Annotated in this window: 19 protein-coding genes; 7 read left to right on the top strand and 12 right to left on the bottom strand. The window is 64.6% G+C overall.

All coding sequences use genetic code 11. The features are described 5' to 3' along the window. Positions 1–60 precede the first annotated feature (60 nt). Both BMZ33_RS20055 and BMZ33_RS20050 read left to right on the top strand, forming a co-directional pair. Entirely contained in the window at positions 61–1,305 is a 1,245-nt protein-coding gene (locus BMZ33_RS20055) for a sensor domain-containing diguanylate cyclase (RefSeq protein ID WP_091115490.1), read from the top strand. Positions 1,306–1,441: 136 nt separating this feature from the next. Continuing rightward, positions 1,442–3,412, top strand: a complete 1,971-nt coding sequence (locus tag BMZ33_RS20050; protein WP_091115486.1) for a hypothetical protein — start codon at positions 1,442–1,444, stop codon at positions 3,410–3,412. A gap of 103 nt (positions 3,413–3,515) precedes the next feature. On the opposite strand, the gene BMZ33_RS20045 is transcribed toward BMZ33_RS20050, so the two are convergent. The 7 genes from BMZ33_RS20045 to BMZ33_RS20020 all read right to left on the bottom strand — a co-directional run bounded on the left by BMZ33_RS20045 (position 3,516) and on the right by BMZ33_RS20020 (position 12,004). Further along, positions 3,516–4,130, bottom strand: a complete 615-nt coding sequence (locus BMZ33_RS20045) for a hypothetical protein (protein ID WP_091115481.1) — start codon at positions 4,128–4,130, stop codon at positions 3,516–3,518. Further along, the gene (locus BMZ33_RS20040; RefSeq protein ID WP_091115478.1) at positions 4,127–4,810 is read right to left on the bottom strand and encodes a PD-(D/E)XK nuclease family protein; all 684 of its coding nucleotides are present in this window, start codon (positions 4,808–4,810) and stop codon (positions 4,127–4,129) included. The genes BMZ33_RS20045 and BMZ33_RS20040 overlap by 4 nt, the downstream gene beginning before the upstream one ends. A 103-nt stretch (positions 4,811–4,913) precedes the next feature. Further along, on the bottom strand, positions 4,914–5,384 hold the full coding sequence (locus tag BMZ33_RS20035) for a DNA phosphorothioation-associated protein 4 (RefSeq protein WP_091115475.1): 471 nt from the start codon (positions 5,382–5,384) through the stop codon (positions 4,914–4,916). After that, positions 5,381–7,438 carry an AAA family ATPase gene (locus tag BMZ33_RS20030; protein ID WP_169064615.1) on the bottom strand — a complete coding sequence of 686 codons (2,058 nt, stop codon included), beginning with the start codon at positions 7,436–7,438 and terminating at the stop codon, positions 5,381–5,383. The genes BMZ33_RS20035 and BMZ33_RS20030 overlap by 4 nt, the downstream gene beginning before the upstream one ends. Continuing rightward, complete coding sequence (locus BMZ33_RS23540) at positions 7,435–7,599, bottom strand: hypothetical protein (RefSeq protein WP_169064614.1); 165 nt, start codon at positions 7,597–7,599, stop codon at positions 7,435–7,437. The genes BMZ33_RS20030 and BMZ33_RS23540 overlap by 4 nt, the downstream gene beginning before the upstream one ends. Before the next feature lie 26 nt (positions 7,600–7,625). Then, positions 7,626–9,770 carry a DEAD/DEAH box helicase family protein gene (locus tag BMZ33_RS20025; RefSeq protein ID WP_169064613.1) on the bottom strand — a complete coding sequence of 715 codons (2,145 nt, stop codon included), beginning with the start codon at positions 9,768–9,770 and terminating at the stop codon, positions 7,626–7,628. Next, on the bottom strand, positions 9,767–12,004 hold the full coding sequence (locus BMZ33_RS20020) for a sigma factor-like helix-turn-helix DNA-binding protein (RefSeq protein WP_169064612.1): 2,238 nt from the start codon (positions 12,002–12,004) through the stop codon (positions 9,767–9,769). Before BMZ33_RS20020 ends, BMZ33_RS20025 begins: the two co-directional genes overlap by 4 nt. Here BMZ33_RS20020 and BMZ33_RS20015 point away from each other — a divergent pair. Next, positions 12,003–13,652, top strand: coding sequence for a DNA phosphorothioation-associated putative methyltransferase (locus BMZ33_RS20015; protein ID WP_342027989.1), 1,650 nt, complete (start codon positions 12,003–12,005; stop codon positions 13,650–13,652). The genes BMZ33_RS20020 and BMZ33_RS20015 overlap by 2 nt on opposite strands. Here the strand turns inward: BMZ33_RS20015 and dndA are convergent. After that, on the bottom strand, positions 13,649–14,785 hold the full coding sequence (gene dndA / locus BMZ33_RS20010; protein WP_091115458.1) for a cysteine desulfurase DndA: 1,137 nt from the start codon (positions 14,783–14,785) through the stop codon (positions 13,649–13,651). The genes BMZ33_RS20015 and dndA overlap by 4 nt on opposite strands. A 289-nt stretch (positions 14,786–15,074) precedes the next feature. Between dndA and dndB the strand changes: the two genes are divergently transcribed. Genes dndB through dndE form a run of 4 tightly spaced genes read left to right on the top strand, consistent with a single transcriptional unit; the run spans position 15,075 to position 20,192 of the window. Continuing rightward, complete coding sequence (dndB, locus tag BMZ33_RS20005; RefSeq protein WP_169064610.1) at positions 15,075–16,184, top strand: DNA sulfur modification protein DndB; 1,110 nt, start codon at positions 15,075–15,077, stop codon at positions 16,182–16,184. Then, positions 16,181–17,755, top strand: a complete 1,575-nt coding sequence (gene dndC, locus BMZ33_RS20000; RefSeq protein WP_169064609.1) for a DNA phosphorothioation system sulfurtransferase DndC — start codon at positions 16,181–16,183, stop codon at positions 17,753–17,755. The genes dndB and dndC overlap by 4 nt, the downstream gene beginning before the upstream one ends. Then, on the top strand, positions 17,752–19,761 hold the full coding sequence (gene dndD / locus BMZ33_RS19995) for a DNA sulfur modification protein DndD (protein ID WP_091115454.1): 2,010 nt from the start codon (positions 17,752–17,754) through the stop codon (positions 19,759–19,761). Before dndC ends, dndD begins: the two co-directional genes overlap by 4 nt. After that, positions 19,758–20,192: a DNA sulfur modification protein DndE gene (gene dndE, locus BMZ33_RS24735; RefSeq protein ID WP_425283690.1), complete on the top strand. Its 435-nt coding sequence runs from the start codon at positions 19,758–19,760 to the stop codon at positions 20,190–20,192. Before dndD ends, dndE begins: the two co-directional genes overlap by 4 nt. Before the next feature lie 180 nt (positions 20,193–20,372). On the opposite strand, the gene BMZ33_RS22835 is transcribed toward dndE, so the two are convergent. The 4 genes from BMZ33_RS22835 to BMZ33_RS19975 form a co-directional block, all read right to left on the bottom strand. Then, complete coding sequence (locus BMZ33_RS22835; protein ID WP_136697368.1) at positions 20,373–21,092, bottom strand: hypothetical protein; 720 nt, start codon at positions 21,090–21,092, stop codon at positions 20,373–20,375. Between the two features lie 73 nt (positions 21,093–21,165). Then, entirely contained in the window at positions 21,166–22,032 is an 867-nt protein-coding gene (locus tag BMZ33_RS19985) for a hypothetical protein (protein WP_136697367.1), read from the bottom strand. A gap of 91 nt (positions 22,033–22,123) precedes the next feature. Beyond that, positions 22,124–22,456 (bottom strand): HNH endonuclease family protein, encoded by a 333-nt coding sequence (locus BMZ33_RS24730; RefSeq protein WP_169064607.1) that lies wholly within the window; start codon positions 22,454–22,456, stop codon positions 22,124–22,126. Positions 22,457–22,498: 42 nt separating this feature from the next. Next, positions 22,499–23,935 (bottom strand): DUF262 domain-containing protein, encoded by a 1,437-nt coding sequence (locus BMZ33_RS19975; RefSeq protein ID WP_280139247.1) that lies wholly within the window; start codon positions 23,933–23,935, stop codon positions 22,499–22,501. Positions 23,936–24,263 lie beyond the last annotated feature (328 nt).

The following is a 24,263-nucleotide window of genomic DNA, read 5'->3' as shown; positions in this document are numbered from 1 at the left end:
GCGCGGTGCCGTGCCGGAACGTGTTCCGCTGGTGACGCTCGGCAGCTAGCGTGGCCGCGCGTGAGCGCCCTGATCCCGACGCCCCGCCTGCCCGTGACCGAGCTGCCCAATCCGCGGCCGGCGGTGGCCGAGGAGGCGCGGCTGGCCGCGATCGCCAGCTACCGGGTGCCGGGGCACGCCGGGATCGAGGACCTCGACGCCGTCGTCGCCTACATGGCCGGGACGGTGGACGCGCCGATCGCGATGATCAACCTGGTCGGCCCGGACGAGCAGTGCTACCCGGCCGAGAAGGGCGCGGGGGCGCCGTACTCGCACGTGCCCGACGAGCTGTCGTTCTGCGCGTACGTGGTGGCGCTGCGGGCGCCGCTGGAGGTGGCCGACGCGGCGGAGCACCCGGTGTTCCGCGACAACCCGGCGGTGGTGGCCGGGGCGATCCGCTCCTACCTCGGGGTGCCGCTGATCGACGAGGACGGCTTCGTGCTCGGCTCGCTGGGCGTGTTCGACGACGAGCCGCGGGAGTTCACGCCGGCGGAGCAGGCGGTGCTGGAGATCCAGGTCCGGCTGGTGCGCAGCGTGCTGTCGCTGCGGCGGCAGGTGGCCTGGCACCGGTGGGACGCCGGGCTGCTGGCGGCGCAGGGGCGCACGCTGGAGGCGGTGGCGGCCGGGCGGCCGCTGGAGGACACGCTCGACCTGCTGGCCTCGGCGACGGCCGGCCTGGCCGATGAGGCGGACGCCGACCAGGAGCAGCGGCTGCAGGAGACGGTGGACCGGCTGACGGCAGTGGCCACCAAGGCCGACGGCTGGAAGCAGGCGCTGCTGCGGTCGGCCCGGCAGGACCCGCTGACCGGGCTGGCCAACCGCAGCCACCTGCTCGACACCGGCCGCGCGGCGCTGGCCGCCGGGGGAGCGGTGCTGTTCGTGGACGTCGACCGGTTCAAGGAGGTCAACGACCGCGGCGGGCACGCGGTGGGGGACCAGCTGCTCGTCCGGCTCGCGGAGCGGATGCGCCGGTACGTGGAGAAGGAGCTGCCGGGGGCGGTGGTCGGCCGGCTGGGCGGGGACGAGTTCGTGGCGGTCCTGCCCGGGGTGGACGCTCCTACGGCGGAGGCCATCGGGCACGGGCTGGCCGCGGTGCTGGTGGACGAGGTCGAGGTGGGACGGCGGACGGTGCGGGTGTCGGCCTCCATCGGGCTCGCGATGGCCGCGCCCGGGACGACGCTGGACGAGGTGCTCTCGCTTGCGGACCGCGCGATGTACGGCGCCAAGGAACGCGGCCGCGGCGTGCTTCACATGGTTGACGGCTGAGACCGTTTAGCGTCACCAGCGCTGGGCTTGAGGGGCTCGTCGTCTGAGCCGTTGCACATGCCAGTAGGCCGAGGTCCATCCCAGGGCGTTCCACGACGGTCCGCACTCTTGTGCACGAGTCAGACGAGGCAGCGCGTTGGTCACGCTTGTTCTTCTTCATGGTGTCGGCGGCATCGAGAGCCAGGAGCGCTGGCTCGACCCGCTGAACGTTCGATTGAGTGAGCTCGGGTACCCGGAGATCCGCACGGCTTTTGGGGACACGATTCGCACTCCATCGTATGCGGTCGCGAAGGCCGCCGATCCCACCGAGCCGCCTGGCACCTACCAGCCCTTAAAGGGCGAGGCGTTGGTCCGTCAGACCCTCGAACACACCGCTCGTCAGAAGGAACTCGAGCGGTTCATTCGTCCCTTCGGCGATCAGTGCGCCCGCGGACTCCGCCTCCTCCCGGACTCTGTTGTGGACCCAGTTGCGGAGGTTGGGGAGTTTCTCCGGTTTCCCGAGGTAGCCGCTTACATGGCGGATCGCTCTGCCAGGTACTCGGTGTGGAGTCAGGTGCTGAATCAGCTGCCGGACGAGGGACGCGTCATCGTTGTCGCGCACAGTCTCGGCAGTGTCGTCATGGCCGACTTGCTGCACCGGCTTCCTCAAGGGCTCAAGATCGACCTGCTGGTCACGATCGGCAGCCCGCTCGGCTTTGCCCGCTACCGCTCCAATGCTCGCCTGACGAAGGACCTCTTCCCCTACAGCCGAGTCGAAAGATGGCTCAACGTGGCCGCCCCCCTGGATGGCGTGTGCGGCGGTCGAGGCCTGTCGGCCGCCGTTCCTCAGGTGATCGACTTGCATGCTGACCTGTCTTTCACCCATGCAGCAGCGGGATACATGTCACATCCATCGGTGGCCGCCGCCGTCGGGTACGTCGCTTTCGGTGGCGCACATCGTGCCGCCTCCTCGGGCCTCACAGACGCGAGGCCGAGCCGTCGCATCCATGACTCATGGGACCCGCTTCTATTGAGCACTGCCTTCAGCCTCCAGATCTCCAACGGGCTCCATGTGAACCGCTGGGCGGATAAGGCCAGGCTGGACACGGCTCGACGAGAGGTCGCGGAGCGCGTCGTCCTCGACATCGCCGCCCGGCGCCGCGCCAGGGACGAGCAGCTAGCTGAACTCCAGAAGATGGGTGCGGACGTCTCGGACAGCCGCCTTGATGACAACCCGCTCGCCGACGGGCGCTACCCCGACCACGAGTGTCTGACCCGCGACGCTGCGAGCCTGCTGAATGGCAAGTGGCGGGATGAGGACCTGCTGTCCTACGCCATCGGCCTGATGCTGCTTCCCGTCGTTCCTCCGTTCGACATCCAGTTCGCTATGGACGTACGTCGTGAGGCGCTCGAGAGCACAATGAACCTCATCCGCAATCGACGCGGGAACCTCGCTGACAAGGCATTTGCCCAGCAAGTCGCCGACTCACTGAAGTGGGCTGAGTCCCGGATGGCAGGCGGCGGCTTCCCCTGGGGCACCGTGCTTATAGCAACGGGTGTCGTCCTGCTCGCGGCCACCGGTGTCGGCCTCGCTGCGGCAGCCCCGGCGGGCCTGGCCGGGGCGGCGATCGTGACCTCCACTCTGGCCGGCTTCGGACCTGGCGGGATGGTCGGTGGGCTCATCACTTTCGGGATCCTCACCGGGACCGGAGCGTCCTTGGCGTCCTTGGGCGTTGCGGACACCCTCCAGGATGGCGAGGGAGCTCAGGCCCAAAGGCTGGCCGGACAGTCCGCGAGTGAACTGGCGGCCGCGGCGCCCGACTCCCTCACGGTGATGCTCACCGGCATGCTCGCCATCGTCCACGCGCAACTGCAACTGTCGTTCGACAGTTCGGAGGGCTTGGTGCGCACGACCCTCATGAACGCTCTGGACATCGCCCGCGGTGAGTGGAACGTGCATGAGCAGGTGGCGCCAGGCAGTCGGGTGGCCAAGGACTGGGCGGCGAAGGTGTCGCGGCTCGAGCGCGCGGTCGAAGCTCTCGACTCCCTGAGTACGGAGGTCAGCAGCGCCGTGTCGCAGGTTAGGCAGGCCCTTGAGTCTGGGCGTCCTCCGGCCGACACGAAGTAGTTGCTCAGCGCAGAGGTCGCACGACTGCACGATCGCGAAGGACGAGGGCGTTTCGCATTGCTGATCGTGGGCTCAACCCGTGTGGTTGAGCCCGCGACAGCGGTCAGGCTCGGGTACGTCTATCGGACTCGAATGAGTCCGATACAGCTTCCGGCTTCCTCTCATTGCTGCGGCAGAAGTCCGTGACGGCTGGCGCCATGCTGGCCCAGCCTTCATTGAGCGCTTGCCGGCAGTCTCGCAGCCAGGCCTGCATGGTCTCTGACCCGGTTGGCTGCTCGACGTGCCGCCACAACGGGTACCCGTCCTCCCTGGGGGCGGTCCAACCGAGGGCTCGTGCAGGCATCCCCAGGGCTGTCGCGATCTGCTTGGACCGCGCGGCACGGTCCGGACTGTCAGCCACAAAGAGGCCTACCCACGGCAGGCCATGTCCCATGGGGTCGAGCACCTGACCCGTGTTCCAGCCGAGCACGATGGCCAGAGGCCATCCTCGCTGTCCCCACTCCGGGTCAGCCAGCCCAATCTTGGACCACGGCCCAGTCTCATCGATGGTGATGACGCCCTCGCTAACGTCCGTGGGTTCGAAGACAGAGAGGGAAGACCTCAATCCGAGGTTGAACTCGGCCCTGGCCGTGGCTCGGAGCGCGGCCCACTCCTCGATGACGGCTCGGTGCCGGAAGTAGAAGTCGGTCTTCGCGTCCGCGCCAGCGGGGTTGGTCATATGGTCCTCCCAAGGTCGTTGGCCAGGGTCTCGAGATAGTCGAGGACGCCGTACGCCGGCTGTGGCGCTTCGAGAGTCGCTGCGCGCAGCCTGTTGGTCACATCCGCCCACGTCAGGCATCGCCACCGCTCCTCCGTGTCGCCGGCTGTGACTGGTGCCAGCCCGCGTGGCGTCAGGAAGACCAGAACGGGGTCTTCGTCTGCCCAGAGGTTCGCCAGCCTTCGACACTGATCGGGCTGCTCGAGGGCCCACACCTTGCACTCGAGTACGAGCGTGAACGTCGAGCACCGCAGCACCAGGTCTGCCCGGGTGTCCTCACGGGTCTCCTCCACGGTGATGGTGACGGGACCGCCGTCGGGTGCATCAGCTCCGCAGAGGACGGCAAACTCCTTCACGAACAGCGACCCGAGTCCGTGATGGCCCTCGGGATTGAGGATCCAAGCTAGTCCTGCGGTGAGTGCCAACTCCCGCTGTTGTAGGCCGAGTGCGGCGAGGAGCGTGCGCGGACCTGAGCGCCACCGTCCTGCACGGCGGAGGGCATGCTCCTCCACCGTCATCGTGCGCAGGTCTTGCTCCCACCCGGCGATCTTCATGGCGTCGGCAGCGGATGAGTCACGGAGCTCCGACCACTCATCCGTCATCTGAGCGAGTCGATCACTCCATGTCAGCACGTCCTTCACTCTGACCTCACCTCCGCCCTCATGGCGGACCGCGCGATGTATGGCATCCGGGACAGGAGTCGGGACGCGACATGGGGGGAGAGCAAGTCAGCGGACTGAGGGGTCACCAACTCACTCCGCCAAGGAGTTCTTCGACCGATGCGGCCTCCGCACCTTCACTCTCCGTCAGGGCATTGGTCACCTCGTCGCAAACGATCGCCGAGATGGGTTGGTGCCTTACGTTTATCTCCCCTTGGAGATAGCTGAGTCCGCCGTGGGCGTACTCCTCGAAGATCCGCACCCTCTCCTCGAGACGTCGGTCGTCCATGACCTCGGGATCGTCCGGCACCTCATTCGCAGCCAGCATGCTGACGAAGGCTTCCGCGAAGGCCGGGACAGTCAGGGTCTCGTACCGAATGGGATCGCCGGCCGTCTCAGTGAAGGGCTCTCGGCGTTCGTGTCGGACACCCAAGGCCGCGGCGAAGAGTAGACCATCGCGAAACGTCGGAAAGCCGGCCTCGTCCCGAAGTTCCTGCAGCAGTCTCTCGTGCTGCTTTGGTCGCCTGATTCGGACGTCGAGCAGTGGCGCCGTCATCGGATCACCTTCAGTTCTGCGCGGTTCATCTCAACCCCTGACATGATGTAGGGGTACGTCATGCCTTCGAGCTCGATCGTCTCGCCGACGTCGGGCTGCGAGGTGTGAGTGACGATGACGCCGAGATGACTGACGTGCGGTAGCAGATTCTCGACGACATGTCCCATGCCTTGGCTCTTGCTTACGAACACGACCAACTGAGGCGCCATCTCCGCGAGCGCACGCGACACCTCCCGCTGGTAGTTCTCGTCCAGAGAGCCGAAGGCTGCATCCATCACGATGGGGTAAGCGCCCGCGTCCTCAGAACTCTCACCTTCGGCTCGTCTGCCCTTTCTGATCTCACGAGCGAGTTCGGACACCGCCGCGACGAAGGACAAGCTCAGGATCTGGTTCTCTCCCGTGGACTTGGGGACCGGAAGTTCCACTCCGTCGACCATCTGGGTGAGTGACAACTCGAAGCGCTCGCTGAGCTGGGGTACGTACGGCTTGAAGGAGATGCTCGCAAAGACGTCCTTGAGCTTGCGATCCAACCGCCGCCGCATGTCGTCGGCGCGGATCGTGAGGATCTCATTCAACGCTCGGCGTACTGCCTGTACGAGTTCCGACCGTGAGCGAGCCTTGGTCGCCAGCTCGTCGGTCACCGCGGCACGGGTCCGCTCCGTCTCCTTCTGGCCCAGCTGCTTCGCGATGGACTCGAGGGTGGCTTGCAGGAGGCCGAGTCGCTGCTGCTTGCTGGCGATCTGCGCTTCCAGGCCCAGGCGCTTGCTCTCGAGCTCCTGGACTTCCTCCAGCCGGCTGTCTTTGAGCTGCCGGTCGAGCTCGGACTTCCGTGCCTCTAGGCGCTCGACACGGTCGCTTTCGACGACCATGCGCCCGGCGACCTGCTGAAGGTCTTCCTGGAGTTGGTCGCGAGCCTTGTCTAGCTGGTCGAGCTGCCCGTGTAGACGTTGCCATGCGGTCTCCACCGCCTGCAGCCCCGCTCGTTGCCTCCAGTCCTGGACGGCGTGCCGCGCCGGGGAGTGGTCTGCCAAGGAGGTGCCGCAGATGCATGCCTGCTGCTCGAGGAGTTGATCGACGAACTCCCGCTTGAGGGGTGCGGGAAGTGCCCCCCGTTCGTACAACTTCTCGGCCATGGCGATCGTGGTGCCTGACAGCCGACCGGTGAAGGCGATGAAGCCCCGCGTGGCGATGATCGTCGACCGCTGAGCTTCTGCCGTCCGCCGGGCGGAGCGGGCCTCTTCCAGCTCCTGAGCAACGGTGTCACGCTCTCGCTGTAGGGGAGCGACACTGGCGTTTTGGCGGAGCAGATCGGTAACCTGCTCGCGCTCCTCCATGAGGAGGGCCAGGTCCCTTTCGATCACCGAGAGCTCTTCGCGAGTTGCGCCTTCTTGGTCCTGCAGTGCCTCGATGGCGGTCTGGATCTCGTTTGCTCGGTCTCCGCCGTGCCGCTTCAGGTCGGCGCTGAGTCGGCGGTCCACTCGAGGCAGATGCTGCAGGGCGCGTTCGACCTGCTCGAGGTCGAGGAGGACTTTGATGTCCTCCTGCACCTCGCTGTAAGCGCCCTTCTGCACCAGCTTCTCGATGCGCTCACCGTTGAAGAAGAAGAAGCGGCTGACACCCATGGGCAGGATGCTGAGAACCCGCTCCTGAGGTGCGTTAACCACCTCGGTGGAGCCGTCGTGGAGCGTCTGCCACAGGTGCAGAACGCCGGTCGGCTGCCTCTGATCGTCCGACTCCTTCCGCACATCTGCGGTCCGCAGGAGTCGATACCTGAGTCCGTCATGGTCGAAGAGGAGTTCCACGGACAGCTCGACGCTCAGCCCGATCGGCGTCTGGCGCCACACGCCGTCGCTCACCATGCGCTGCTGCTCCTCGACGTCCTCGGAGACAGTGCCGTACAGAGCCCACGTGAAGGCGTTCAGGAGGGTGGTCTTGCCTGCGCCGTTGCCGCCGAAGACCAGCGACACGGGTCGAAGCCCGTCCGAGGTCAGTGGAAGTCTCTGCTCGCCCGCGAACTGGCGGAAGTTCTTGAGAGTGATCTCGTGGAGTCTCACGGGATGATCTCCTTGACCGCTCGGATGATGTCGTCCGTCGGATCGTGAGCCGTAATGTGGAGCTTCGCTCGTTCGATCTCCAATACGCGCTTCAGGAGGAGCCTCTCCTCGGCGGACAATTGCTGCAGCACCTCTTGCTCGGTGCGACGGCTCTGTGTCATTGGTTCGTCCTTCTTCGTGAGATGGGTCAGAGGTGCATAAGTTGGTAGCGCTCTTTGAGGGGACGAAGTGCCGCCAGCGTGTCTCCGTAGTTCTCTGCGAGCCGGCCGAACTCATTCACCCTTGCCAACTCGCGGATGAGGAGCTTTCTCTCCACATCGAAGTTAACGGGCGCATCCGCCCTTGGGACAGCGATGTAATCGAGGATCTCCGCCTGCTCCTTCCCAGGTGCGCGGCGCAGGATCCTGCCGCGCCGTTGGATGAACTGGCGCGGGTTGCTGCTGCTCGCCAATAGGTAAGCGACGCGGGCGTCGGGTACGTCGACTCCCTCGTCAAGGCACTTCATCGCAACGAGAGCTCGGAGATCGTTGCCGGATCCAAAGCGCCGTAGGAGCCCGCTGCGGTCGCGTCGCGGAGTATCGGACACGTAAGTATGTGCGCTCAGCCCCAGTCGATTGCCGACGAGGTCCATGACCTGCTCAATTTGCCTGGGTCCAGGCGGGTCGCCTGGCTCGCCGGGTCGCCGACCTTCGGCACAGTAGATGAGCTGGAACCAAGCGCCTGTGCGCTGTTCGACGTCCTGCCCTACTGCCGTCAGCTTGCCGGCGGCGTGCCCGAGGACCCCCGTTCTCTTACGGAGCAACTGGCCGAGGGGCGAATCCGAGTCATCCGTAACGGACTCACCGGCGGCTAGTCGTTGTGCGATCTGGGCGGTGAGGTCGGTGTACAGGATGGTCTCTGCATCCGTCAGCTCCACCAGTCGAGGGATGTAGCGATAGCGGCACAGGGCCCCGAGTTCGATCGCCCGGCCCAGGTCGAGCTCATAGACGACAGGACCGAAGTACTCAGTGAGGGCAGCTGTCCCCTCGTCGTCCAGCCACCTCTCCGGTGTCGCGGACAGAGCGAGTCGGTACGTTGCGCGCGTCGGCAGTGCCGTGCGATAAGCCGCGGATCCCAGATTGTGAGCCTCGTCAGCGATGATCAGCAGAGGTTGAGCGATCCGGGCGAGGATCTCCTGGAAGCGTGCGCCCGAGAAGGACGCATTGGTCGCGACGAAGACGACGACCGGCCGTTGTCCGAGGCGAGACGCAGTCAGCTGCTCCTCGACGGCCGGCAGCCATCGCTGGCTCGATTCATAGATGGCGACCGGCCGGACGCCGAAGGTCTCCACCTCATCGACCCACTGGTCGACCAGGTGCTGGAGCGGCGCGACGATCACGACGACGAGGGGTTCCTCGCGGCGTTGCAGGACGTGACTCAGGTGAGTCGCCGCCACGAGGGCTGTCTTGGTCTTGCCGGTGCCAGTCGCCATCTTGAGGATGCCGCGGCCTCGGTTGCTCAGCCAACCCTTGACTGCTTCGCCCTGGTAGTTCCGGGGCGTGAAGCCGGCCGGCAGCCGTAGGTGGACGAGGTGGGACACCTCGGCGCGACGCGGCGTAAGAGCTTCATCACTCTCGTGGGGTGCGCGGTCCGGCCGGTCCCTGGCGACCTCGATCAACCGATCTCGTGCCACCGCGGGGAAGTCCATCACCTGGAGATGAGACGTGTCGTTCGCCCAGAGGTTGTCGAAGTCGGCCTCAAGGCGCAGCGCTCGCGACCCGTCTCCTGGAACCCAACCCTGGTAAACTTCGATGGACTCGAAGTTCGCAATGAGTCCACCCATCGTCTCGTTAGAACTTCCCGTGAACGCCACGAGGTCGCCAGACTCGTCGCGCAAGATGCCGAGCTTTTCGTGGTACAGCCCGACTCGCCCATCGCGCTCGACGAAAGCGAGTTTGATGTCGAGGACGCCCTGGGCGATGAGCTGGCCGACCAAGCTCAACCCATCGAGCAATCGTTCTGAGTCTGCGGCAGCGAGCTCCCGAACGATGGCTCGTTCCATCACCTCGCGGAGTTCATAGCCCCGCTCGATGTCAGCGATGTCCGCCGCGTCCAGGTGCGGTGACGCGATGAGCCGCATCTTCCCGCCGCGGTCTGCCAGTCGGCGGATTCCGCGAGCGAACAGAGCGAGGCTGGTCGACGTGAAGTAGCCGACCGCCCGGCTGTAGCTGACGGCCTGCGACAGCGCAGGTACGTAGAAGGACTGGACGACGTCCTCGCGGTCGCTGCGGTATCGACTGGCGAGGGCTATCGAGCGCAGTCCGGTCGGTGCAACAGCACCAATCACCGTCACAGCAGGTCCAGGATCTCGTTCACATCTGCGTCCACGAACGCAGAGGACTGCGTCTCTTCGAGCAGGTGACGAGCTGACGTGAGCAGGTCCGCGATGTCTTGGTCGCCGCGCTCGCGGAAGCCACCGAGGACCGTGACCGCTGTGGAGTGCTCGGGAAGTCCGATGGCGGCACTCAGGGCGGTAAGTGCATCGGCCCCGGTGAGCGCGTCGTCCTGCCCTGACAGTCGGAGGGCGGCCTGCAGCGGTGCTCCGCTGAGCGGAGCCACACGCTGTAGGTCGAACCATCCGCCGTCCGCGATGACACAGAAGAACTCTTCACCCGGCGCGGCATCATCGCGAGCGAGGAATCGTCTGATCGTCCCGAAAGCGGGCTGAATCCCCGTCCAGGCGATCGCTTGCCGTCCTAGGGGTGACTCGAGGTAGACCGTCCGGTCCGGTGCAAGGTCCACAACGCCGGCGATGGCGATCGGCGCAACGGAGCCACTTCCGCGGAGGTGGTCGTTCGTCACGGTGATCCGGTAGACCCAGCTGTCACTTCGCCGATATAAGCGCCGGGTCCGGCTGGGCGTCTTCCTCGCGGTTCGGTCCCCACGGGACAGGCGGACAGTGCCGGCGATGGTCTCGAAGGGATGGGCGTTCGCGTAGGCGGTCACGCTGTTCGCTGAGACGCTGTAGCGACTCGTCGCATACTCGATCAACGCGGTGAGAGGCACCGACCCCCCTCCCTGCGCCACCTGCTGTCGAATGACGTCCTTGATGCCGCCGTACGCCTCGTGACCCCACTCAGCGAGGGCCCATCGATCGCGGTCGACCCGGATGAAACGGTCGTCCGTGGACATTGCGTTGCGTAGTGAGCCGGCACTCCTCTCCACCTCGAAGCGGTCGACGAGCTCCTGAGCCGACAGGGGTGAGCCGGTGACGGACAGGATGGCCGCGGCTCGGTCATCAACCGACTGCGTGCGGATGTAGACGAAGGTCCCGTCAACGACGTAGCCGCAGTACTGGAGCCAGTTCCTCAGCGTCTCGAGCGGATCAGGTGCGGCATGCACCTGATTCAGGTCACCGTAGTCGGCCAGGGGCACGACCCCGTGACGGTCGGCCAGGTCCTGCAGTCGCGCATGGGTTCTGTCGCGAGCGGCGGCCATTGACGGGGCTGCGCACCAACCGTCCTCGATCTCGTAGGCGTCGTCGATCCGGTCGATGACGCGCCACGCAGGCCAGCCGACAGCGGGGACGCGTTCACCTAGTGCGGGGATGTCGACCAGCAGATCCGCCAACGGCAACAAGCCGTCGATACGCGAGCGGACGACGGCAGCGAGATCCGCGAGTGATCCACCCTGATCGATCAAGCTGATGAGGCGAGCGCGGGCCTTCCCTTCCAGCTGCCGCACGCGCTCGCGTGTGACCTCAAGCTGGCGTCCGATCTCGTCCAGGGTCCGCGGTTCGTCAGCGAAGAAGCGTTGAGCGAGGATCGCGAGGACGCGGGGTTCGAAAACTCGGAGGGCGGCATCGATCACCGCTGAGGCGCTCAGCAGATCGACGTCCTCCCCGATGACGTCGGTAGCGCTGAGGTCGCGGAGCCGCCGTTGCAGCTCTCGTAGCTCCCACGGCAGCAGCGCCGAAGGCGTCTCGACAAGCATCGACTCGTCCGCTCGCCCGATGAGAGCTTGAAAGGTGGCCAAGCGCCGCATCTCATCGAGCACCGGGGCGACAGTGGGCGTCGTCAAGGTCCAGTCAGCCGGCCAAACCGTAGTGGACCATTCCAGGAGGTCCAATTGGGCGGCAGGACCGGCCGCTCGTTCGGGCAGGGGATCTGTCCGGGTCATCGCCGCGTCCCCGAGGGTCCGGAGCAAGCTCTCCACACTGCCGACGCCGACGTAGTGCCATCCGAGGACGTCCTCGAGGTAGAGGACCTGCAACTCCGCCACGGACGAGTAGCCCTCGCGCATACAGGCGTTGCGGATCCGGGTCGGCAGGTTGAGTGCGCCGAGGTCCGTGCTGCCCGGGAGCCCGGGGAAGATCTGCCCGATGGTCCACCGCGTCAGGCGCTCGATCGCCATCTCGGCGAGCCAGCCGAGACGCTGCCACCGAGCGGTGCTGGCTGGTGGATCCACAGCGAGTAGCCACCAGCCGCCCTCGCCATCGCCCTCGCCGCTGAGCGCGCCGATCCAGGGGAAGGCGTCAATCCATCGCAGGACGACGTCCTGATCGGCTGACGAGCTTGTCTGCTGCATGGTTCTTCCTCGTATCCCCGTCGATGCGATGCCGTCAGGTTCTCTAGGGCTCCATGTCGACCACCCACCGTTCGGCGTGCCAGATTCTCCGACGACCGGATGCATCCGTATGGCAGGACGCCGCCGGAGTGCCCCCATAGAGGAGCGTCTGAGACGCACGTGGCTATTGAGGAGGTGGATGTCCTTGGTCCGTCATCGCTCGTCGACGAGCCGCCGCGTGAGCGGGCAGCCTGTTCTCCGGCACCGAACGGCCTTGGTTCGTCAGGGCCTGTCCATGCCGACGAAGCAGGCGCTCCTCGATGGAGTCATCCAGACCGAGATGTCGGTTCTCGACTTCGGTAGTGGGCGCGGAGGTGACGTCGAGCGGCTTCAATCCATGGGCTTCGACGTTCAGGGATGGGACCCTCACTGGGCCAAGGACACGGTGCCCACCCGACATGACGCGGTCTTGCTCGTCTACGTGCTCAACGTCATCGAGGACCCACGGGAGCGCAACGACACTCTGCGTAGAGCGTGGGCGCTCGCTGACCAGGTGTTGATCGTGAGTACGCGCCTCTCCTGGGAGCGACACAAGCTCACTGGTACGCCTTCCGCCGATGGCACTCTCACCAGTCGTCAGACTTTCCAGCGACTCTTCAGGCCACGCGAGCTCAGGGACCTCGTGGAGTCCGTCACCGGCGCGCGGACGGCCGCGGGAGCTCCCGGGGTCGTCTACGCCTTCAAGAGCGAGCGTCAACGACTCCGGTTCCTCGCTCACCGAGTCGCGGGTCAAGGAGTGTGGCTCACCGGGGAGGACGAAGCCTCCGCCCTCGCCGCGGTGATCGATTACTTCGAGCGGCGGGGTCGTCTGCCTGCGATCGAGGAGTATCCCGACCACTTGCTGCCACTACTCCGCCATGTGAGGCAGGGGGAGCTGCGTCGCCTCGTGATACAAGGTGCGGCTCCTGAGCGAGTGGAGCGTGGACGGACGAAGGCGATCCTGGACACCCTCTTGTTCCTGGGGGTGTCCGCGTTCGTGGGACGACCCAAGCCCTCGGAGTTGCCGCTGAGCGTGCAGTTGGACCTGCGCGCGTGCTTTGACAGCTATCGGGAAGCTTGTGCGCGCGCGGACCGGCTACTGCTCAAGCTGAGGGACGACTCATATGTCAGAGGTGCCATGCGCAACAGCGTCGGCAAGTTGACGCCCACAGCCCTGTACGTCCATCGCCGCGCAACCGAGCACATGCCGGTTGTGTTACGACTTTACGAGCACTGTGGCGCCGTAGCGGCAGGGCGGCCCGACGGCTGGGACGTCTTGAAGCTCAACCACAGCGGTCGTCAGGTGTCGTGGTCGGCCTACCCCGACTTCGACACCGACCCCCACCCACGGTTGGCCTGGTCGTACGCCGTATCCATGTCAACGCTCGACGCCGTGCACACCTCATATGAGGAGCGTGCAAACCGACCGCTGCTCCATCGCAAGGAAGAGTTCGTGTCGCCCGATGACCCTGCCGTGCCCAAGTACCGCAGGCTGACGGCGCAGGAGGTTCGGGCGGGATTGTATGAGCGGCCCGAGGTGATCGGGCTGGAGAAGGGTTGGAAGGACGAACTGGCCCGCTGTGGCGTCGAACTGCGGGGACACCGCCTCGTCAGGAGGCCGGCGGACTAGACGCCGCGGAGACCGTTGACCCGACGCGCTGCCTCACTCCAGTCCACTTCCGCGGCGTCGTGAGCCCAGGACAGACGGAGGGCGCCCCGTACGCGCGCCTCGGGTAGCTGCATTGCGGTGAGCACATGGCTCGGCTGGTAACTGGCCGACGTGCAAGCGCTGCCGTTCGATACTGCTACCAGGTCCCGCCAGGCCAGCATGACAGCCTCCCCGTCAGCATCGGGAAAAGAGATGTTGAGGATGTGCGGTAGGCGGCGGTCGGGGTCACCGTTCAATTGGGGTTCGGCGGGGGAGAGCGCCTCCAGCACCGTCGTTCGCAACGCCTCAGCGGCTTGATGGCGGCTCGCTCGTTCCTCATGAGCCAGGCGGGCTGCAAGACCGAGTCCTGCCACGAGGGGAACAGGCAACGTGCCAGGACGAAGGCCTCGCTCTTGCCCTCCGCCGAAGGTGAGAGGCGTGAGGGGTGGTCGCCGCCAGCCGCGACGTCGAGTGATGAGGGCGCCAACGCCCTTGGGGCCGAACACCTTGTGGCCGCTGAGCGAGATGAGGTCGATGCGCGGGTGACTCAACTCGTCATCCAGCTTGCCGAACGTCTGTGCAGCATCGACGTGGAGATGGGCCTCTCGACCCGCTAGGCCTGCGCTGATGTCCGGGATGGGCTGAATCGCACCCGTCTCGTTGTTCGCGTGCATGACGGAGACGAGCAGCGTGTCGTCTCGAACAGCAGAGAGCACCCGTTCTGCGTCGACGATCCCGTTGCTGTTCGGGGGGATGACATCCACGTCGAAACCGGACTTCTGTAGCTCGGCGACTGGCTCGAGGACCGCCTTGTGCTCGACGGCTGTCGTCACGACGTGTCGCCTTCCCGTCGTCTCGCCGTGCGCCCGAAGGCCGAGGAGGGCGAGGTTGTCTGCCTCCGTGGCTCCAGAGGTGAAGACCACTTCCTCTGGCGTGGCCGCAAGGCAGCTGGCGATGCGGCGCCGTGCGGTCGACACCTCAGACAGGGCTGCAGCCCCGTACTCATGAGTACGACTGCCAGCGTTGCCGAACTCCTCCGTCATGAGCCGGAGGACCAGCTCGGCCACCCTCGGGTCCACCGGGGTGGTGGCGCTGACGTCCCAGTAGGCCGGCATGGGGATCCTCCCACTCGAGCTGTGGACAACGGCGGAGCCCGTCCCTCGACGACGCCATGCTAGCGGCGCAGAGCGACACGTTACGTGAAAGTTTTGACGTAACGACGTCGTCGACTTAACGTCTGTCGTGGCAAGCGGCCGCGGCATGGGGAGGAGCGGCACGAGCATGGCAGGCACTATGGACAGTGGCACGAAGGCGCCCCGGGACGCCCGGAGCACTGGACCGGTTGAAGGGGGCCCCGACCCCGTCGGGGAGCTAGGAGACGGTGGCGAGTCGGGCTACGAGTATGTGCTGCCCGCCATCCGCGGTGTCCAGGCCGGCACGACGTTCTTCGTGACGATGATCCCACTGAAGGTCATCGCCAAGCTCTTCCTCTTCGACGGGGACGAACTAGCCCCCGAGCTCCGCGCGCAGCGAAGCCTCAATAAGGGGCGCCTCCCCGAGATGGTCCGGTACATGGTGGAGAACCCGACCGGTTACACCTTCTCCGCGTTGACGGCGAGCATCGACGGCACCGTCCGATTTGATGCCGTCGGAGACGGACCGCAGACGAGCTTGTTGGGCAACCTCCGCATCCCGATGGAGTCCCGCTTCGTCATCAACGACGGGCAGCATCGTCATGCCGCCATCAAAGAGGCGATCCAGCAGCTTCCCGAGCTGGGACAAGAGATGATCGCCGTCGTCTTCTACCTGGACGTCGGCCTGCAGCGGTGCCAACAGATGTTCGCCGACCTGAACCGCCACGCCGTGCGCCCGTCCAAGTCGATCGGTGTTCTCTACGACCATCGAGACCTGCACGCGAGTCTCTCGAGGCTCCTCGTGCTCCGGTGTCCGGTCTTTCGCGGCTTCGTCGAGATGGAGAGCTCGAGTCTCGCCAAGGCCTCACGCAAGCTGTTCACCCTCTCGGCCATCCACGGAGCGACGCGGACGCTGCTCGAGGGACTCAGTGATGTGGACCAGGACGGAGCGTTCGCGCTGGCTGATGGCTGGTGGCGGGCGGTTGACGAGCAACTCCCCGAGTGGCAGGGCGTCCGTGACCGTGCGATGAGGTCTCCCGAGGTCCGTGCCGATTTCATCCACACGCACGGCATCACGCTCGCCGCTCTGGCGCGCGTAGGCAACACGATGCTTCGAGAGAACCGGGACATCGATGCCTGGCAGGCCACGTTGCGGGCCCTTCGCACGCTCGACTGGAGCCGGCAGAACCCGCTCTGGGAGGGCCGCGCACTCGTGGGAGGACGCGTGGTCAAGGGACAGACCAACGTACTGCTCACGACGGCCGTGATTCGTCAGCACCTCGGTATGGACTTGCCGCCGGACGAACGACGCGCTGAAGAAGCACTGACCAGCGCAGGTCTCAGCACTGCATCAGACACTGCATCGAGGAGTGAGTCGTGACGACCAGCCCGGAGACCGTGACGACAGGACCGGCGGACCGACGGACGAAGCCCGTCGCCGTTGGCTTGACTCGTCGGTCCGCCTTCGTCGACGGCATGCGAGCTGCGGTCGATGCGCTCGTCGATGAAACGGCACGCCTGTACCTCGAGGACGACGTGCCCTGGGTGGTCGGCTACTCCGGCGGCAAGGACTCCACCGCCGTACTCCAGCTGGTGTGGCTCGCCCTCTCACGGATCCCTGACGGACAGCGTCGAAAGACGGTCTACGTCATCACGACTGACACGCTCGTCGAGAACCCCATCGTGGCTGCCTGGGTTGGCCGGAGCCTCGATGTGCTCGGCGAGACCGCTGTGGCGCAGGGTTTGCCGATCGAGCCCCACCGCCTGACGCCCGCGGTTGAGGACAGCTTCTGGGTCAACCTCATAGGACGTGGCTATCCAGCACCACGGCCGAAGTTCCGCTGGTGCACCGAGCGTCTCAAGATCAAGCCGAGCAACAACTTCATCCGCTCGGTCGTACGGAGCCACGGCGAGGCCATCCTCGTGCTCGGTGTCCGCAAGGCCGAATCGCAGGCTCGAGCGAAGACGATGGCTGCTGCGGCTGCTGCCGGACGAATCCGAGACCGCCTCTCGCCGAACGTCAGCCTTCCGAACTCACTCGTCTACTCGCCGATCGAGGACTGGACGAACGACGACGTCTGGACCTTCCTCATGCAGGTGGACAACCCGTGGGGTTACTCGAATAGGGACTTGCTCACCCTCTATCAAGGCGCCAGCTCGGACGGCGAGTGTCCTCTGGTCGTTGATTCGACGACACCATCCTGTGGCTCCAGCCGTTTCGGCTGCTGGACGTGCACGCTCGTCGATCAGGACAAGTCCATGACGGCGATGATCACGAATGACGCGGACAAGGAGTGGATGAGTCCCCTTCTCGAACTGCGCAACGCACTCGACCTCGGCGACGACCGGGAGCTGCGGGACTTCCGACGCATGAACGGCCGGGTTCAGCTCTTCAACGACGAGCCGATCCACGGCCCCTACCTCCAGTCAGCTCGGCACGACTGGCTGCGCCGGCTGCTTGCCGCTCAAACGGAGATCCGCACCCACGGTCCTGAGAACGTCAAGGACATCCAGCTGATCACCCCAGCCGAGCTCGAGGAGATCCGGCGGATCTGGGTCGTGGACAAGCACGAGTTCGAGGACGCCCTCCCGAGAATTTACGAAGAAGCGACCGGCCAGTCCTACACCGGTCCGGAGCTGAGCGAACGACTCGCACTCGGGCGCACCGAGGTGGAGATCCTCGCCGAGCTCTGTGCTGGCGATCGAGTGCACTTCGAGATGGTGCGAGAGCTCCTCGACGTCGAGCAGCGTCACCGACTCATGGTGCGCCGCAGTGGACTCTTCGGTGCCCTGGAGTCCGCGCTCCACAAGGGCTTCTATGACGATGCTGAGGACGCTGCTGCAAGAGCACGGCGACGTAAGGAGAAGCTTGCTGAGGCCGCAGAGGACGCCGAGGCCATACCGGGCTGGCTTCAGCGCAGGGACGAGCATGAGGTTGAGGCGACGCCGTGATCCTCGATGAACTGGTCCTCAAGGACTTCGGCGCCTTCGCCGGTCGCCAGGTCCTGCCGCTGACGCCCCAGCAAGACCGTCCGGTCATCCTGATCGGTGCCTTGAACGGCACGGGCAAGACGACCGTGCTCGAAGCGCTGCAGCTCGCGCTCTTCGGTGCATTGGCTCCTGCGGGTAGTCGACGCGGCATGAGTTATGAGGCCTACCTGCGGGCTGCGATCAACGACGCCCAGGACCCGGCTGTCGGAGCCGCAGTCGAGCTGGCCTTTCGGGCGCACATGGACGGTGTATTTCGACCGCTGCGCATCCGCCGCACCTGGTGGGAGGCCCGTAACGGCAAGATCCGTGAGGACGTGCTTGTCGAAGTCGAGGGGTTGCCGTCCGCGGCGCTGTCGGAGCGGTGGGTCGAGCACGTCGAAGCGTTCGTACCCCGTGGTGTGGCCCAACTCTTCTTTTTCGACGGCGAGCAGATCGAAGCCTTCGCTGACCTCGATGTCAGCCGAGGGCTCCTCGAGACCGCGATCGGCGGACTCCTGGGACTGAACCTCGTTGACCGCCTCGTCGCGGACCTTGAAGTACTCGAACGTCGTAAGCGCACCGAAGCCGTTAAGGACGAGGAGGACGAGCGGTACCTCCGCAACCTCGAGGCGGCACTCGACAGCACGCGCGGGCGCGAGCGGGACGCGCGTCAGGAGGTCGACCAGGCGGCGCAACAGTTGGCCAGGGCCACGGAGCGCAAGCAGGCTGCCGAAGAGCGGTTTCAGCGTGAAGGTGGACGGTCGCACGAGAGCCGGCTGGCAATCGAAGAGCAGGTCCGGGATGCCCGGGTGGCGCGAGGACTCGCGGAAACGCGCCTGATCGAGGCCATGGCAGACTTCACGCCCCTACTCCTAGTGCCCGATCTAGTGAAGGCCACCGCGCAACGGGCGTCCGCTCTGCAAACCCAGGAGAACGACCGTCGGGTGGTGCAGGCGCTGACGAGCCGCGACGAGGAGCTTCTTGCCCTCCTGAGCAACCTCGTCAAGGAGGGGAGTGTTCAGGGAGAGGCCCTAAGGGTTGTCGAAACAAGCCTCACTGAGGATAGGCAGCGCAGGTCGCAGGTTCACGTCGAGCCGGTGTTCGCAGTTACGCCAGAGAGCGCCGAAATGCTGCGGGACCTTGCAAGCGGCGGGATGGCGAGGCTCCGCAAGTCCGTGGAGGAGCTCCTCGCGAATTGGGAGCAGGCGGTCGAGGCTGTCGACCGTGCCGATGTGGAGTTGGCCTCTGTCCCCAACGCAGAAGCCGTTCACGAGCTGGTACTCGAGCGTGAGCGCGCCACGGAGGCGGAGCAGGCAGCCAGCCACGCTCTTGCCGGTGCGCATGAGGCGCACGCCGCGGTCCTCGCTGAGCTGACGCGGGCGGAGGCGAAGCGAAAGATTGAGCTCGAGAGAGCTGCCCGAACCGGCTTGGCGGCGGAAGATGGCGAGCGGCTGCTCCGTCATTCAGAGAAAGCTCGAGCCACGCTTCGACAGCTTCGGGGGATCGCCACGGCGCGGCATGCTCAGCAGATCGAAGCCCATGTTCTTGAGGCCGCACAGAGTCTGCTCCGGAAGGACAGGCTCCTCAAGGCTGTCGAGATTGACCCTACAACGCACAAGCTGACGCTTATCGACGCCGCTGGCAAGGACATCCTTCCGTCCAAGCTCTCAGCCGGCGAGCGTCAGATGATTGCCGTCAGCCTGTTGTGGGGCCTGGCGAAGGCCGCAGGCCGGCCGCTGCCCGTCGTAATCGACACGCCGCTAGGGCGCCTCGACCGAAGTCATCGCAGAACCTTCGTGGACAACTATCTGCCTAACGCTTCCCATCAGGTGATCGTGTTGTCCACAGACGCTGAGGTTGATGAGGAAGCGATTCGACGGCTTGGATCCTCCGTCAGCCATACCGTCCACCTAGTGCATGACGCCACGACACGCAGTTCTCGCATCGAGACCGGCTACGTGACCGAGTCGAGTGGAGAGGTCGCATGATGAAATCAAGCGTAGAGACCGAGATGCCCGGCGGGCCGCCTCCTAGTCCGCCACCGTCGCTTCGGTTGTCCAAGCAAACGCGGGAGCAGGTCGCGACTTTGAAGCGTCGCACCGGCATTAGGCACATGAACGTGCTTTGTAGGTGGGCGCTATGTCGCTCCCTGCTAGAATCGGCTCCGCCGCCTGCGCCAGCGACGGATACCGCGACGGAGATCGAGTGGGCAGTCTTCGCCGGCGCTAGCGGACTGTTGTGGTGGTCTCTACTACTCGAACGTTCCGCGTCTTCTGGCGACAGCCTATCGGCATCCGAGGCGGATGCATTGCTCCGGGGCCATGTTGCTCGCGGCATGTCCTATCTTGTCGGGGACCCGACGATCAAGGATGTATCAAGCCTTGGGCGCCTAGCACTCACATCCGCGTCAGATCGGTAGGACCTCGAACGCATACAGTCCGGCGAGCGCTCCTCCGGAGTGGGGACGGTAGTGAAGGTCGTCCCTCGGAAGTGCATGGCATCCACTGGACCGCAGACAGTTACGGTCCTCGCAGTCCGGTGGTGAGACCTGCGTGGACTGCAACGTCGCCAGGTCGACATTCGACAGCACGTCGCAGATTCATCCGTTGTGTCCTCGGCGGACGGCACCCAGCTCAAGGAGTCGAAGGCGGGCGGTCTTTATCTCCACGTCCGAGAAAAGATGGGAGTATGCGGGATCAATCGCGATCGCCTCTATGCTGGATTCAAGCATGCCCTCCCTATGCAGGCGCTTCAAACTTCTCAGTGGCTTTTCTCGTTGCAGAGTTTCTTGGGCGAAACTCAAAGGCCCCAACCTCTCGAGTCGTGCAACGTACCACTCCCCAAGCAAGGCAGATGCGCGATTCGTCGCCGCGCGGACCCGCATGTCAAAATCATTTCGCACTTCCGCAAGCTTCGGGATTGAGGGCGCTGGCGTCGGGGATAGATTGAGGCGCCGCCCCTCAAGGGCCTCGTGATTGCGGAGGACGTAGTGTGTCCCTCTTTTTGAACCACGCCTCTCGACATATCCGTCCCGTGTGAGGACGCGCAAGACCTCGAGGGCTTCATCTCTCGTAAGACTTAACTCCTCCCGCACCGACTGATTAGTCAGAGGCGCTACAGTCCCCATCTGTCTTACCGTTGCAATGACGGCAGGCTTTAAGGAGACGCCCTGCCACATCTCCCTATAGCTTGCGGACGTGGATTGAGGAGCGAGTTGATGAGCGAAGGGATCTTCAGTGCTCCGCTCCGGAGGGGAGAGAAGTCCCAGCAACTCGTCGACGGATACGGTCTCCTTGGGTTTGTATGCTCCTTCGTTCATCTCCGAGCGACCTCCTTGGCGGTAATTGTAGAGTTGAAGCGTTGGCTCTCACACTAGCTCCGGTAACACCACTTCACTTGGTTAAATTGTCATGCGACCTTGGCTGCGTGGAATATAACCGCCGGTAGCTCGTCCTCAAGGTCCCAAAGGATGCGCTTTGGCCGCTCGCCTGTGTGGGAGACGTAGGACGTCGGTCCGGCGTAAAGGTAGGGCGTGTGCCAAGCGTGCCGTCCGCCGTCTTGAACTCGCGGACGAGAGATGCACGGACGTGCCCGATGCCGGTGGTTGACGTCGCGCTGCCCCGGCTGTGATCGCTTGGCCATCGCGTTCTGCGACTCCCGCCGATCAGTGTCGGCGTGATGGCGTCGTCGGCGTGCATCGTGGTAGGAGAGAAGTACGCCGCCGTCTTCGGCAGCGTGACGAAAAAGACGTCTGCGCCATCGCCGGACACCCAGCGCACGCCGGAGCCGCATGGCCTGTTAAGGCCCTCAAGCCGGAAGGCCGATAGCGCCACGTCGCGGCCGTAGCGCGCATGGACGTGTAGTGGACGGTCGCCGGCAGCGCTGAGCGGGCGCGCCACTAGGTGGATCCGCTCGGGTAGGACGCCATCTAGCTCGACGAGCTCCTCGGCGCGGCCGCAAGTGGCCAGCAGCCGAGCTAGCAACTCCTCCATGCTGCTGAACGGGGTCCGCGAGGCGAACAGCGAGAAGTGCAACATCGCGGCCTTTCGACGCAGACGAGCGCTGGTCCGTTCTTCCGTGCCTGGTCGCGCAGCCGGTTGAATGAGCCGCAACCGCTCGACGTCGTCGACGTGCAGCATGCCGCCGAATGTGACACCCAGAGCCGCGTAGTCCGAACCAAGCGCGTCGTTGACCCAATCGGCAGTTCGCTGCAGATCTAACCAGCTGCGGCTGTCACCACGGTTCAGTACGGTGACCATGGAAGGAAGCTGAAGCCTGCGCGTCCGACCCTGCCGAGGAGGCCAATCCGTCTCGTCGGATTTCCTCTTTGGTGGGTGGGTGGTTAGATACTCACTCACCCACCCACCCACCCACCGAAAGTGGCTCATAACATAAAGACCTTTCCGCCCAGCTCTTAAGTTGCGAGCGGCGCTTGGAAAGCTCCGTCGCGTCCCAGCTGGCCAGGGCGCTAAGGTCACGATTCAAGCTCACCCTACTGTTTGCGTAAGCCGATCTCTTCTGTGCGAAGGGGCGATTTCCTGCCTGACTGTTTTCCTGGGGAGGCCAGAAGCTGAGGTTTGCCAATGAGTGCTTGTGGCGCTCCAGGGTGGAGTCGACCTGTGCTGTACTTGGCGGGTTCTGCGGGTATACGTGTTCAAGCGTAGCCTGCGCCAGGTCGATCACCTGGCTGGTGTCCGCACGACGCTTAGTGGCTGTATTTTGCAGCTAGGTGTGATAGTCCTCGATGGTGGTTAGAAGCTCCCGCAGTAGGGTCTTGTCGCTCTGGTACTCGTACGAAAGTTCGTCGAGCTGGGATGCGAAGATGGCCGCTCCCGCTCGAGTGTTAAGCAGGTCGCGCAGATCAGCTCGCAAATCCTTCCATGACACCGGCTTGCGAGTGGCATGGCTGGTCCGCGCAGCTCTAGCGGCGCGGTAATAGGCGTTGGCTGCGGGCGTGGCATGCGCGTTGCAGATATTCTTGTATCTGAAGGCGAACAGTTCTAGCATATGGACTAGGTCCGCAAAGCCGGTCTCGTCTGCCGCGGTGGAGGCCGAGAGCAGGAGGGGGATTGCGAGTTCGTGTCGCAGGCTAATAATTAGACGGCGAAGGCGGTCGCGTTGCCACAAGCTCGCTACGGGACTTGCAAAAGGCCAGTCGCCAGTCATAAGGGACTTGTATACATCGAGTTCCGCGCCAAGTCGCTCGACCGTCGCGACGTAGTCATCTGCGTCCGCCGTGATTTGTGGTCGCTTGGGGAAGCGGAGTTGTCGAACATCCTCGAACAACTTGTCTTGACTCGCTCGTCGTCCAGCGACGGACGGGTAGTAGGCCCTAAGAAATGCATCCACATTTGCGCTTCCGGCAATACGGTCCCACGCCCGAGCCGCCTTCTCCTGAGCCTTGGGGAATGCATTAAGCGCTTCCAATGTGTGATTCCTGAGGAGGTCGGCGTTTGTCAGGTCCTGGCCGCGGTTGTTCAAGACGCTGAAGAGGGTGTAGCCGCTGGCTCGGTCGTTACTTGTCACGTGGATGACGTAGCCTCGAACCAACAGGGAATCTCTGATTGCGGTAAGCCTCTTCAGTTTGGCCTTATAGGTCGACTCGGTCGCAATCGGCTCGATGAGTCGTTCGTCTAGGCGATTGAAGGCTGCAAGAAGTCGCTTGTGGCTGTCTCGACTAGCGGAATCAAGCGACTCCTTGCTCAGCAAGTCCTGAAAATAGGGGTCATCGACAAGTGAAAGAGAAAGGCGAGGTTGCTGACTGACAGTGCCGGCTGCGACGTCGAAGTCGTTGTATCGGAGAAAGCTCTCTGTTTCCTGAGCAAGAGTACTGAAGCTCTTAGCTGTGCGATCCTGCTCCGCCTTTGCACTCTCCGCTTCCTGTGTGGCGCGCATGGCTATAGCGCGCAGGAACAAGCAGAAGGTTGTCAGCCGCTGTTGACCGTCGACAACCTCGTGGTAGTGGCTTCGACTAGCCGCAGTCTCCGGCACGAGAACCGTCACCAGGGTGCCGAAGAAGTGACTCCCCTTGAGGGTGCCACGTCCGTCTTGGGTCGCGACGACAGCCTCGATGTCATCGCAGAGGTCGTCAACGTCGTCCAATTCCCAAGCGTAGGCTCGCTGGTACCTTGGGACGCGAAAGCAGCGGCCTTCATCCAACATATGGCCGATTGGAAGACTCTTAGGAGTCACTGTGGCGGAGGGGAGGGCCGACTGTGCCATTCAAGCATCTCCTTTGCGACTGGAATGACGTTGCGAAGCGCTGGGGTTGCTCAGGGTAACCGCCCGTGTCCTCATAGGACGGGTCGGTAGGGGGTGTGGCGGGTCTCGGGCAAGCGCCACTGGTTCGCCGACGGCGACTTGCCAGCGGCGCCAGGTGATGAACGACAAGAGGGTGCTAATCCGCGGTTGCGGGCCATCGCCCTCCCTGCGCGGGGACACCGCAGCTTCTGCGGCGCCTCCGCGGAGCCGCGAAGGTCTCCACGACTTC

The sequence above is a fragment of the Geodermatophilus dictyosporus genome (assembly GCF_900115505.1).
GTDB classification, from domain to species: Bacteria; Actinomycetota; Actinomycetes; order Mycobacteriales; family Geodermatophilaceae; genus Geodermatophilus; species Geodermatophilus dictyosporus.
This window is presented reverse-complemented; position numbering and strand designations above follow the sequence as displayed.